The organism is Vibrio sp. S/42/10 (assembly GCF_029890535.1).
Classification (GTDB): domain Bacteria; phylum Pseudomonadota; class Gammaproteobacteria; order Enterobacterales; family Vibrionaceae; genus Vibrio; species Vibrio cyclitrophicus.
The window spans coordinates 23902-36950 of the sequence record NZ_JAKMZC010000024.1 but is presented as its reverse complement, the minus strand read 5'-3'; the positions used below and the strand labels follow the sequence as shown (position 1 = coordinate 36950).

Annotated in this window: 9 protein-coding genes; 5 read left to right on the top strand and 4 right to left on the bottom strand. The window is 44.0% G+C overall.

What is annotated here, in order from left to right; genetic code table 11:
* Positions 1–137 precede the first annotated feature (137 nt).
* From manA to mngA, 4 genes are all read right to left on the bottom strand, one after another.
* Positions 138–1334, bottom strand: coding sequence for a mannose-6-phosphate isomerase, class I (gene manA / locus L8S15_RS19925; protein WP_010430016.1), 1197 nt, complete (start codon positions 1332–1334; stop codon positions 138–140).
* The gene (locus L8S15_RS19920; RefSeq protein WP_010430017.1) at positions 1324–2556 is read right to left on the bottom strand and encodes a glycerate kinase; all 1233 of its coding nucleotides are present in this window, start codon (positions 2554–2556) and stop codon (positions 1324–1326) included. The genes manA and L8S15_RS19920 overlap by 11 nt, the downstream gene beginning before the upstream one ends.
* A 45-nt stretch (positions 2557–2601) precedes the next feature.
* Positions 2602–5271 (bottom strand): mannosylglycerate hydrolase, encoded by a 2670-nt coding sequence (gene mngB, locus L8S15_RS19915; protein WP_010430019.1) that lies wholly within the window; start codon positions 5269–5271, stop codon positions 2602–2604.
* Positions 5272–5508: 237 nt separating this feature from the next.
* Complete coding sequence (mngA, locus tag L8S15_RS19910; RefSeq protein WP_010430022.1) at positions 5509–7443, bottom strand: PTS 2-O-a-mannosyl-D-glycerate transporter subunit IIABC; 1935 nt, start codon at positions 7441–7443, stop codon at positions 5509–5511.
* A gap of 317 nt (positions 7444–7760) precedes the next feature.
* On the opposite strand from mngA, the gene L8S15_RS19905 reads away from it, so the two are divergent.
* The 5 genes from L8S15_RS19905 to L8S15_RS19885 all read left to right on the top strand — a co-directional run bounded on the left by L8S15_RS19905 (position 7761) and on the right by L8S15_RS19885 (position 12961).
* Positions 7761–8477: a GntR family transcriptional regulator gene (locus tag L8S15_RS19905; RefSeq protein WP_010430026.1), complete on the top strand. Its 717-nt coding sequence runs from the start codon at positions 7761–7763 to the stop codon at positions 8475–8477.
* Positions 8478–8708: 231 nt separating this feature from the next.
* Positions 8709–9605 (top strand): hypothetical protein, encoded by an 897-nt coding sequence (locus tag L8S15_RS19900; protein WP_280574824.1) that lies wholly within the window; start codon positions 8709–8711, stop codon positions 9603–9605.
* 191 nt (positions 9606–9796) lie between these two features.
* Entirely contained in the window at positions 9797–10549 is a 753-nt protein-coding gene (locus L8S15_RS19895; RefSeq protein ID WP_010430032.1) for a DUF481 domain-containing protein, read from the top strand.
* Between the two features lie 251 nt (positions 10550–10800).
* Positions 10801–11757, top strand: a complete 957-nt coding sequence (locus tag L8S15_RS19890; RefSeq protein WP_280574822.1) for a polysaccharide lyase family 7 protein — start codon at positions 10801–10803, stop codon at positions 11755–11757.
* 292 nt (positions 11758–12049) lie between these two features.
* Positions 12050–12961: a 2OG-Fe(II) oxygenase gene (locus L8S15_RS19885; protein WP_010430038.1), complete on the top strand. Its 912-nt coding sequence runs from the start codon at positions 12050–12052 to the stop codon at positions 12959–12961.
* Positions 12962–13049: the final 88 nt, after the last annotated feature.

Genomic DNA, 13049 nt, shown 5'->3' with positions numbered 1-13049 from the left:
CCTAAGCTAAAATCATTACTCGATTTTAACTAGCAACAAAAAAGCCCATAGGTCAGAGAACCTATGGGCAAATCAGAGAACATAAACTCTGAGATTTACCAATAAAGCGTTACATTAATGCGCTAATGTCGGGGGGACTAATTAAACGCACGAGCCAATGTGCCGCTCCCTTGATATTGGTAACTGGTTGCGCTGTGGCAAACGAACGCAGACTCACCGGCTTTCAATTTCACGGCTTTCTCTCCGCACATAATTGATACTTCACCTGTCATGCAGAATAAGATTTCTGCACTTCGAACAAACTGCGAACGGCTTTCTCCTTCAACACACTCAAGTACTTCAAAACCAAAGTCGTCGACTGGGATTGCGTAACCTAACTTACCGTCCATTTTAGTCGGCGCCAAACGTAAGTCTTCATGATTGATAGACTCAAATTTGGTGTTATCAATCAGCTCAACCACATCCATGTGCTTAGGTGTTAAACCCGCGCGAAGTACGTTATCTGAGTTCGCCATGATCTCTAAGCCAGTGCCTTGTACATACGCGTGTGGCGTCTCAGCATGCAAGAACATCGCCTCACCCGGCTCTAACTCGATCACGTTAAGAATCAATGGTGAGAACAAGCCGATGTCATCTGAATATTCGTCAACGAAGCTCTTAATCAGATCAAAGGCTTCACGTGCTTTTGCTGTGCGTGGACGTTGTTCCATTGCGATTTTTAGCTCGTTTAACGCGGTTGTTTTCTTTTCTCCAGAAAGGCTCATCACCACAGTAAAGAACTGTTTCAAACCTTGGGATGTTGGGAGAGCTTTAAGCGCGTCTAGATCTTCGTTAAGCGTTACAATGTTCGCCTGTTCAAATAAAGAAATAATTTCTGCAACAGGTCTGAATCCGTTCATCGCTTTGTAGAAAGTCAGCGCGTAAACCAACTCTGGCTTATGGTTGTCGTCGCGGTAGTTTCGGTTCGAAGCACCTAATTCAATACCTAAGTCATTCTCTTTTGAGAAGCCAATCTGTGCTTTATCTCTACGAGGGTGAACCTGTACCGACAGTGCTTTATCTGCTGCCAAAACTTTGAACAAGTAAGGAAGATTACCAAAGCGCTGAACGGTGTAATCACCCAACACTGAGATAGGATCTTTCTTGATCAAATCAGAAAGCAATTCGCCATTCTCAGCAATTTTTGAGCAACCATTTGGGTGAGCACCCATCCAAATTTCAGCTTGTGGCTCGTTGTTTGGATTTTCGATACCAAACAGATCATTCATCGCCACTTGGCTGCCCCAAACATAGTTTTGAATAACGTTATCAAGCTTGAATAGATTAGTTTGCATAGTAATTCTCACTGTTGTCTTTTATTGCTAACTGATCGCCTTTACTTTGCATGGGCGTTGGAGTAGATAAAATTTGTTGGCCTAATTGCAGAGTCGCTGCGACGTTTCGAGAGGTACGAATCAGGTTTTGTTCCGATTCACCAAGCACTTGAGACAAAGACTGAGGAGAACGTACGGTTCCAAACAAGCTAGACATTGAGCCGTAAAGCTTTTCAACCTCTTTACCCAAAGAGCCTGCAATACCAATGGTTGGAATATTCAGTTTTTGAGCGCGCTGAGCTATACCAAAAGGTGTTTTACCTTGCAGGGTTTGGTTGTCCATCTGTCCCTCTCCGGTCAAGACCAGTGAAGCACCTTCAAGAACCTTATCTGCATCCAAAGCATCTAGTACCATCTCAATACCCGCTTTAATTTGGATATTGAATGCCAGACTTAACCCCAAAGGTGTACCGCCAGCCGCACCAAAACCAGCGGTGTCGCGGTGATTAGTACCTGTATGTGTTTGAGCGATATCGGCAAAGTGATCGATCGCAGTATCAAGTTGTTCAACTTGAGCTTGTGAAGCCCCTTTTTGTGGACCAAACACGGCACTTGCTCCGCTTTCGCCACACAGTGGATTATTCACATCACATGCGACCACGAACGTCACTTCTTTGCATCTAGGGTGCAGTCCATCAAGATCGATGCTTGCTAACTGGCTTAACTCGGCGCCGCCACCAGATAGCTCGTTGCCTTTTTTGTCGAATAACTTGCCTCCCAACGCTTGTAAGATGCCAGCACCCGCGTCATTAGTTGCGCTGCCGCCCAGACCAATGATGATTTGTTCAACACCTTGATCTAATGCATCTTTGATCAATAACCCGGTACCAAACGAAGATGCGATTAGCGGTGCTCTTTCTTCTACTGTTAATCGGTCTAAACCCGATGCTTGAGCAAATTCCACCAAAGCAGTTTTTACGTTGTCGCCATCAACTGTCTGTTCTAAAGATGCCCAGTAAGCCGAGCAATCCCGTCCGATTGGATCCGTCGTTAGCAACTGCTGCTTCTTGCCATTGAGCGCCGCTAACAACACATCTACGGTGCCTTCTCCACCATCGGCGAGTGGCATTTTCACAAACTCTGCGTGAGGGAAAACGTCAGCAAATCCGCGCTCAATACAAGACGCTACTTGATGGGCGTCGAGTGATTCTTTAAATGAATCGGGGGCAATTACAATTTTCATTGTCGTTCACCATTCCCGCCCACTAAGGTGAGCGGGTCATTGAAATTAGAATTTGATTTGGAATGTTTTCGCTTGGCAAGATGCCAATTCACCAAAAGATAATTCGCCAAAAGACAAGTCACCAAAGGTTTCAATTGCTACATCACCTTCACGAACGCGCTCGTCCATACTTGTCTCTTTCCAGCTTGAAACCGCTTGAGTGAAAGAGATTGAGTCCGATACTGAACCACTTTCTGCTGGGTTGTAGACACGCATGATCAACGCATCTTCGTCTTCAGCTTTCTTAAGCACACTTAATACCGCACCCGCTTGTTGCTTCGATAGCAAGCTGAAGCTCATTGGTAGGTTTTGTTCGCCCACATTCAGCTTCATCGCGTTGTAAGGGATCTTGTTGTAGCATTCGATTTGAGTGACATTGTCACGTGCTTGCGCCATGATGTTCGCGTCAATGTGGTTACCCGAGAAGCCACACAGTGTGAATTCACACACTAACTTGCCGCGCACTTGTGAATCTGGGGTCGGGATCTTGATACCAGAAGGACGCCCCGGACGAAGCAATAGCTCTTCTTTACCCAACACGCCAATACCACGGAATAGTGTCAGTGCGAAGGTATCTCTATTTTCGTCACCTTTAGATGCAATCACTTCAAATTCACGCAGACCATTCGACATAATAGCCATACCCGCTTTGCCGTTTTCTAGCGCAGCAAAGTTCATTAACTGATACACAGGAACCGGTGCTTCTTTCCACTTCTCTTCTTCCCAAACCGCCATTGCAGGGTCATTGGTTGGTCGAGTAATACAACCGAACTGGTTATCTGCTACTACAGTTTCAGAAATAAATGGCGTAGGTACTAATACACGTACACGGTGGTCGTCGGCTTGGTTGTCCAATTCCATACGGACTTCGATGCGGCGAGAACCTTGCTTCAATACCACTTGGCATTGCGCTTCAACGAATCCATTTTGACCCGTGCGTTCTTCACGCTCTGTAAGGTTTGCTGGCACGTTCATGCGGAAAGCGATGTTTGCTACCGATTGGAAACCTTGGTGGTCAATTGATGTTTCTACCGGGAATTCATCAGAGTACAACAGCCACTCTTGACGAGATGGAGAGTAATCGTACTCATCGCCGTCATCAGAACCATCTTCTAAACGAAGTGCTTGGTCGAATACTTGCTCTGTCTCTTTATCGAAAATAGTCAGAGTACCGTTGTCGTTTACATTAATTCGGTAGTATTCGTTCTCTAGCAAGTAGTCTTTCTGCTCTGCGACTTTAACTGCGCCCTTCTCATTACCTTGGATGTGTAACGTGGTGAAACCCATCGCTGGCACAGTGCGTTTGATTTGAATATCAAACTCCATGAAAGGGTCGTAGTTGCCGTAGTGAACGATTTGACGGTCTACTTTACCTGGGTCGATTTGGCGCTTGTCTTGGATGAAGTATTCAACTGGGTTTTCGTTTTCATCAAAGATAGAAAATTCTTGAGCACGGATAGTGATGGTTGTGTTCACCACTTCTTCACGCTCATACGGAGAAAGGTTAAACATCGCCAGTTTGTCGCAACCTTCGCGATCCGGCATATGGTCAACGATTTTACGTTTGTAGAAGTGGATTAGGTTTGTCGCCATGTCGTCCGCAAGGATGTAACGGTTTAGGATTTCAGCGTGTACCTTGTCTGAACAACAGCAACCAATAGAGTCATGAGCATGGTTCTTCATGCTCTCTTTCCACATTTTCTCAATCAAACCGTGGTGATATTCGAAACCTAATGTCCAAGCGATAGACGCTAGAGGTTCTAGGATGTTTACAATCTTGTTTTCGATTTCCGCATGGATCAGTTTGATGTCCATACGTGTTGACGAAATCGTGCGGTGAACACGCATGTATTTACCGTCGTTGAATTCGCCTTTGATTGTGTCGAGTTGGTCGCGCGCTGCTTCTACTTTCTCGAATACTTCTTCAAAGCGACTCATTGAGAACTCGCGATCTGGGTAGATTTCGCGAAGCTTGTCCATTACTTCAAAGATATCTTTTTGAATCGGCATTTGATCGTGACCGTTCGGTAGCAAGATATCTTTAGTCACCGATGGCTTTTCTAGCACTGGGAAGTACTTATCTAAACGAGCACGCAAGCCTTCTTCGTCTTGTGGAAGGTATTTACCAATCGCGTAACCTAGCGGAAGCACTTGTGCCACCACTTCACTGCCGTCATTAGACTGCCATAAGAATTCTGTTTTGTTTGTGCCATGACGCTCTGAACAACCACGCCAGAACATTGCACGCGTGATGTCGAAGCCGTTGTAGATCATTGGCAGCTGTGAGCTCATGCTGAATGAATCTGGTAGGTAACCAATCTTCATTGCATCGCCAAACTTCATGCAGTCACGAATACCATACATCATGTTACGTACAATTGACTCACCAGAAACTTGCATTGTGTCGGTTTGAGAATACCAAGGGCCAATAATTAACTTGCCCGCTTCAACCAATGCTTTTACGCGCTCTGTGTTTTCTGGTTTGATTGCAAAGTAATCTTCTAGAACGGCGGTTTGACCATCTAGAACGTAATATTTGTATTCTGGATCGCTCTCCAGACGGTTCATGATTTCTTCCATGTTGTTCACAAGAAGAATACGAGACTCTTCTGTTGTGAAATACCATTCACGATCCCAGTGCATGTGAGGAGTAATGTGTACGCGTGATGTAGTCATAATCATTTACCTAAATGTGTCGCTTCGAGTAAAACTAAAGTTCGAACCCAAATACGACTAAATTAAAGTTTTTCAAGGGGTTAAAATTGGCTGCCACTAAATTTAGGGTGCAGAAAACCACGCCCAGAATCTGTGTGAATAAAACCGTTAGGAGCACAGGCATTTAGGACAGCCAAGTTGTTCGTTATTTTTTATACGGTGTTTTAATTGCGAGCTAGAAGCTAGCTCAAAATTCAGTTAGTTCTGTGTTGCAGTACTTGCTTCAAACTTACCCTTTTTTACAGCGTGACCACGCCACATCAGAAGAGTAACAGTTGAAATCACTGTGCCGACAATCGCAGCACCAAACCAGATTGCAGCAGCAGAGAATGCGCCCAAACCTGAATCGTGTAACAAGAAGATAGAGAAGATACCTGCACCCGGAGTCGATAGACCAATACCTGCCGCGCCAACCATCGCACCTGTAACCACTGATCCTAGTAAGAATGAGCCGATTACACGGATTGGATCTTCAATCGCCATTGGGATTGCACCTTCGGTAATACCCGCAAGGCCAAGTAGCCATGTCGATTTACCGGTTTCAATCTCAAAGTCTTTGAATAGGCGTGGAGCAATCATGGTTGAAGCCGTTACAGTGAACGCCGATACCATTTTTACTGAACCAAAGATTGCGTAAGGGCCATAAACACCGTTCGCCATCGCACCTAAACAGAATGCGTAAGCGGCTTTGTTTACCGGACCACCTAAATCGAATGACACAAACAGACCAAGAATCGCACCCAATAACAGCGCATTGGTGCCTGACATACCGTTCAACCAATCCGTTAGACCTTGGTTTAGGAACGCTACCGGTTTACCGATAACAAATAGCATCAAGCTACCCGCTACCAAAGTACCAATCACAGGGTAAAGGTAGAAAGTAAGGAATCCGTTAAACGCAGGACCTAAGCGAACATGCTCTTTTACCCAACGCATCACATAACCAGCAATCAAACCACCAACAACACCGCCTAGGAAACCAGAGCCAATGATGTTTGCTGCAATACCTGCGGCAAAACCAGGGCCAAGTGCGGGCTTGTCTGCTAGTGAATAAGCTGTGTAAGCCGCCAGTACTGGCACCATCAATGTACCCAGTAGGCCGCCACCTAGTTTGCGATACATCCATAGCCAAGAATCTTTTGTTGCGTAAAGATCTTGCAGGTCAAAAATTTGTGCGATAAGAACAGCAACCGCAAGAACAGTACCACCAGCAACGATCAGAGGAACTGCGTAAGAAATACCAGAAAGCAGTGCTTGTTTAAGCTCAGTTTTCAGTGGCAACTTTTTAGGCTTGTTGTCAGTAGCCACTGTGCGTTCTGCACCATTACCTTTTTTCGACTCTTCAATCGCTTCATTAAGAATGCGCTCACCGTGTTTAATCGGTTCTGCAACTGGTGTTTCAACACGAGGAATGCCGTTAAAGCGCTCAGATTCTTTAATCGCAACTTCAGCAGCAAAAACACACGCCACAGCATTGTTAAGTTGTTCCGCAGTTAAGCGATCTTCAATACCGTTTGCGCCCTGCTTTTCAACATGAACCTTGTAGCCAAGCTTTTTTCCCGCTTTTTCTAGGTACTCAGCCGCCATATAGGTGTGAGCAATGCCTGCTGGGCAAGCAGTAACACATACAATTGTTGGCGCATTTGTATCTAATTTGTCTTGTTTTTCTTCTTGTTGATTGTCGCCATCAAGAAGCGCAAAGATTTCTTCAGCGGTTGTCGCTTTTAATACAGCTTCGCGAACATCGTCATCAACCAATGTAGTTGTCAATGCAGTAAGCAGATGCATGTGGGTAGAACCCGCTTCTGCATTTGGAATCGCAATTAGGAAGATAAGATTTACATCTTCGTCTTCATCCAAGCCTTTCCATTTCATGTCTTCTTTAAGCGTTGCTACAGCGAAGCCAGCTTCTTTAACCGCGTCAGCCTTACCATGCGGTACTGCTAAGCCTTCGCCAAGCGCTGTCGGGCCTTGCTCTTCACGAGCAAATACTGCATCAAGGTACTCTTGCTTGTTATGCAGTTTGCCTTGCTGATCCAGTTGGTCAGCAAGTGCGTAAATCGCTTCTTCTCGACTGCTAAACGTAGTTTGCAGATTTACGAGCGACTTATTCGTTAGAGTAGTAAGTTTCATAACCTTTGTCCCATAGTCACGGATTAGTACGACAGTCGTCCCTGCCGACGATAGTGATAATACAACTTCAAGACATTTAATCCGTGATCACGATCTCACCAATACATATTTGTATTTAATTTGTATTTAAATCGTATTGGTAAATCCTTTAAGAAAGCTTGTTATGTATCGTTTAATTTGTATTATATGTACTACAAAACGCCGATACGACGCTCACACTAACCTTTAAAACAAGGCTTATATAGAGCAAATTTACGTATTTAAGGTACAGGTTGTTAATCAAAGTCTAGTTGTTCTAGCGCACAAACGAGGCAAAAATGGCAAGACTCCCGATGTATCGCCAAATCGCAGATGCAATAAGAGAAAAGATCAGTTCTGGTGAGTATAAGGTTGGAGAAGCACTCCCAACAGAAGCGCAACTGCGTGAAGTTTTTTCTGTAAGCCGTGTAACGGTTAGACAAGCGCTCAAGCTCCTGATCGAAAATGATGAACTCGAAAGCGTTCAAGGCAGCGGCACTTATGTCAAAGAGAACAAAATCAATTACGACATTTACAAACAGTCGAGCTTTCAAGAAAAGTGGGCGCATTTGGATGTGGTTACACACAGTGATGTTCTAGCCTTTGAAATGAAGCCCTGTTCTTTGGCGATGTCTGAACATCTAGATATTAAAGAAGGCGAATTAGTTTTCTACGTAAAGCGTGTTCGCTTCATAGACAACAATCCAATCACGGTTGAAGAAACTTGGTTACCTGTTGCCCTATTCCCAGATCTCACCTATCAAGTGATGCAGACATCAAAGTACGACTTTATTGAGAACACCAAAGGCATGGTGATTGATAGAAGTGAGCAAGAACTGGTGCCGATTCTTCCGCCTGAAGACGTTGCTAAACAGTTAGGGATTGACCCAACTCAGCCTATCATTGAAAAACGTACTCGAGGTTACCTCGCCAATAACACGGTGTTCGAGTACAGCCGTAACTACTTCACATCTAACGATTACAGATTTACTTTGGTCGCAAGACGCCAGAGATAATACTCATCAGCAAGTTTCTATAACAGTAGATGACCAACACAGAGAGCGCCTTGTTCTCTGTGTTTCTGTGCTGTTATCTCAATCATAAACCTAACTTTCTCCCCAAAATATTCCTAAACCAATATCAAGCAACCTCACGAAAGATCATTCACGTTCATTTAAATACTGTTCGCGCACTTTGAACATAAACTAAGCGCTAAATGACAAGAACAACAGTCGACAGGAATGTAGATGAATACCAAACAACTTGAGGACGCTGTAAGTGAAGTGACCTTGTTCAACCAGCACCTGCACTTAATCCAATCCGTGCATACCATTCCGACCCCAAAAATGAATTGGGAGTCGATTGCGATAGAACCTGCACCAGTAATGCCAACAGTTCGATTCGATCATAAAGTCAAAGCCATAGAAGCGCTTGATGAATACAAACCATACTGGCTAGATATTCTGTTGGATAACAAGTCTAAGTTTCACACCCTCACAAGCAATGTCGAGCGAGCAGCAGAAAAAGACATAGAGCAATATAAAACGGAATTTGTACATTGGGTTCAGAACTACAGCTACTGGGTAAAAAGCAATCAGTTATCGAAAGGCGTTTTGAATAACGATAGCCAAGCAAAGTTGTCTGCCCTTTCTAAAGCTCAGCAAAACCTGATGAACGTAGCGGTGGTCGACACCAAACTGATTAACCATAACTTCAATACCTATAAGAATGGTCACCTGTTAGAAATCAACATTCAGGTTAATAAGCACAACGTGATCCCTAAAGAAAAAAAGGTATTGTGCCAAGGCGAAGTAAAGCTTGAAACGATGTCTCTTTATGAAAGCAATACCTTATATCGTGAGTACGTGTGCAGCTGTATTCTTAAATGTGCGCAAGATGCTTTCAATGTCTTACCCGAGACGAGCGTCTTGGTCAACGTTGAACAGATTTCAGCAGATCAATCGAGCGAAACCATCGTTTCATGCCATGTAGAACAAGGACTACTCGAGTTCTTATTAATCGAAGACGATAAACCCTCTGAGACACTTGAATTCTTTGTCCACATTGAAGATTTTAATCCTCATCGAGGTAATGGGTTCTCAGCGATAAAAACGATCTTTTCGCCTTTGCCTATTGCGTCGTAACTCACTCGCATTTTCGATTCAATCATTGACGACTCTTCACGACTAACCTTGCGTTCATCGTGTTCAATCACCTTATATACCAAACCATTATGTCGACACACGCTATCTCACAAACAACGCGCCCATTAACCAACACAGTTTCATACACACGATCCTTAATAAAGCTACCTTTAGTTCTAATCGCTATCTCTATGCCCGTATTTGCCGAAGAAGTTGAAGAAGTAGAACTCGAGGGCGACATCGTATTAAGCGAAGGTTCTGACTTACAAGAAGAAGCTCAAGCATCCCCTTTTACAACCCTGACCAAACTCGGGTTTATCTACTCACAAAACACCAGCTCATCTTTGTCGATCAACTCTGGAATCTCTGTTGGATACAAAAAAGAGAACTGGGGCCAACGAGTTCAGTTTGATACCTACTATACCGATGCTGAAAACGATGAAGACGGCACCAATCGCTATACCACCAACTATGGCATCAGCTATGACTTGAACGAAGTCACCTATTTGGTCGCGACAACACGTTTTGAACACGACCACTTTGGTACTTATCGTAAGCAATTTATAACGGCTACAGGATTGGGTCGCCACTTTTATGATACTGAAAGAATCAAACTTCAAGGCTCTGCTGGTCCGGGTTACCGAATCAGTCAACGGCAATCCTCCGATGAAGAGTTCCCGAACAAAGAGAACTATGAACTGATCGTGAATGCCAGTGTTGATGGCTCTCTGACGATCACAGAAACGTTTTCTATGGGGGCAACGGCTAACATGGCTTACGGTGAAGAGAACACCAATTACAACCTCAAAGGCTATCTAAAGAACATATTGATGGGCAATTTAGCTCTGACTTTTGATACCGAATACATCTACAACACCACTGTCGCATCAGACCAAAGTAACGCCGAAATCTACAGCTCAATGAACCTCAACTACGATTTCTAAATTACGCTTCCCCATCGAACATGCAAAAGGATTTGCATGATCGTTCAGAGAATCATTACTAAGCCGTATACGAAAACCAACCTCATTGACTCTAGCTCTAGCTCCATAACTAGAAAAATTGTATTGAGATGTGTTTTTGGGATCGGTAGCTCAAAGCTCTGTCAACAAAATGTAAAACCGCTCTTTAGCCAATGAAAACCTCATGATTTATCGATAAAGTTTGCTCACCTTTTGTATTACAAATTATTTTTATGTTCAACTATCAACAACCTTTAAAATACCTCAAAGTTGCTGCGTTTATCTCTAGTGGATTATTACTCGCTGGCTGTGAAGCTAATGCTAAAAGCGAACAAGCAGAGCTTAAAACATGCACAGATTGCAATTGGAACATCGAGCAATGGAAAATCACCCTTCCAGTCAGTGGTGACGATTACTACAACAATGGCCGTAGCAGCGCAGCCGAGCTCATTCCCCAAGAATGTAATGGTAAAGAGTACTTAACCAACGACACTCATCTTCCTTGGTTCTATCGTGAGTCTGTTAATGGCGAAGAACGTCTTAAATTCACCGTTGATCTTGGTGGTCAAGTTTCAACTACAGCAAACACAAAATACGCTCGTTCGGAACTTCGTGAATTGTATAAGTTCAATACCGAAAATCGATGCAGCACTAAAGACCAAAACTGGGCGGTAACAGGGACACATGAACTTAAAGCGACAGTGAGCGTTGATCAGTTCCCGAATAAAGACGTGACAGGCAGTGACCCAAAAGTCGTTCTCGGCCAAATTCATGGTAAAGACATTAAACAGGCGCTAGTGAAATTGCAGTGGGATGGTGAAAATAAGCCGGTACGTGTTGTTCTGAACGATTCATTTCTACCAGGAAACAAAATGTGTAGCGACTGTCAGCCATTCAGTGTCAACCTAGGAGTCGCACCTGCAAACCTAGATTGGGATTACACGATTCGCCTCGATGAGCAAGGTATTTACCTTTCAACACTCATTAATGACGAATTATCAGAGCGCTTCTTACCTTGGGGCATCGAAACAGAAGATCGTGATGGTAACAAGGTTACGTTGTCAAAAGCATGGTTAAAGGAAGAGTACTACTTTAAAGCCGGTCTTTACGCCCAAATAAAGCCTTCAAGAGAGTTTGCTGGTCAAGTATTCTCGGTTAGCTTTTCGAAGATCAATATTGATCATAGATAGAATGTCACCCCATCAGTTGTGTCTAAAATCACTACTGATACTTGAAAACGGCGTGTGGGTATCTCATCCATACGCTGTTTTATCACTGATACGCCCACGACATCGCAACTCGCTAAGTTAAACTTGCGTTCAAATGACCTCGCCTAAGCAAGGACTGAAAGCTTCTTAAAGTAACCCCTCCTTCACGCTGATTATATAGAAAACGTTAATTCTGTTTTGCCCAGCGGCCCGTTTATCTACAAACCTTGGTGTAATAGATTGGTTGCAAGCAAACAAAAGGAGCGAACACATTATGTTATCTAATCAACTAGAGCGCGCACGTGCCATCGATTTACCAACACGAGAAGCGATGCTTCAACGAGCTCCTTCTGTACAACAGTTTTGGGACAACAATAAGGGCTTGTTCAGCGAGGCTTGGAAAGAATGGGAAGCAAGCGCGGAAGGCAGTCAATTGGGTTTCGACGATTCGCTGTTAGATGCCCGCCTGCGTGAAGCTGTTAGAGAAGCTTGGCAAGATCCAGAGAAAGAAATCGCGGTAAAAGACTTACTCGAAGAGATCTCTCCTGGGGTGTTTAAGTTTCAGTTCTTTGATGCTGAACGTCTCGCTGAGTTGCGTGATTACTTGGAAGCGGTCTCTAACGCTCAAATCCCGCTGCGCCCACCATACGGCATAGTGCTTAACCGTGGTGGAGCAATGTTAGACAGCCGATCTGAAGGTTATTTAGCCGCGCCAAGTTTCCAAGCGTTTTACCGAGATTTACTCGACAGTTACATGCGCCCTATCGCTCGCTTATTGTTCCCTGAAATCATGGGTTACGATACGCAAACTTTTGGGTTCTCGATTCAGTATCAAGCGAACAAAGATACCTCTTTACGCCTGCATACTGATGCGTCTTCTGTCACGCTCAACATTAATATAAATATGCCAGATGAAGAGTTTTCAGGGTCAGAACTTAACTTTTATGATCCTGCTACGGGTAAGATGAACGAAACGACATTCACACCCGGTGTCGCTATGATTCATCGAGGAAACGTTGCCCATGCGGCACTGCCGATAACAAGTGGTGAACGTTCAAACTTGGTATTGTGGTTGTATGGCGATCGTGGACAAATACCACACCACAATTCGTCATTAGAGCCTATAAATGCGCATCAACGCTGGACGATACCAACCGCGGTACATGATAATTTTGCACCGTTCTAGGCGATTTTGAACAGTTCTAGACAGCTTCGCACCATGTTAAATGATACAAACTCTCCTAACCATTCACTGCAATTGAGAGAATAAATAC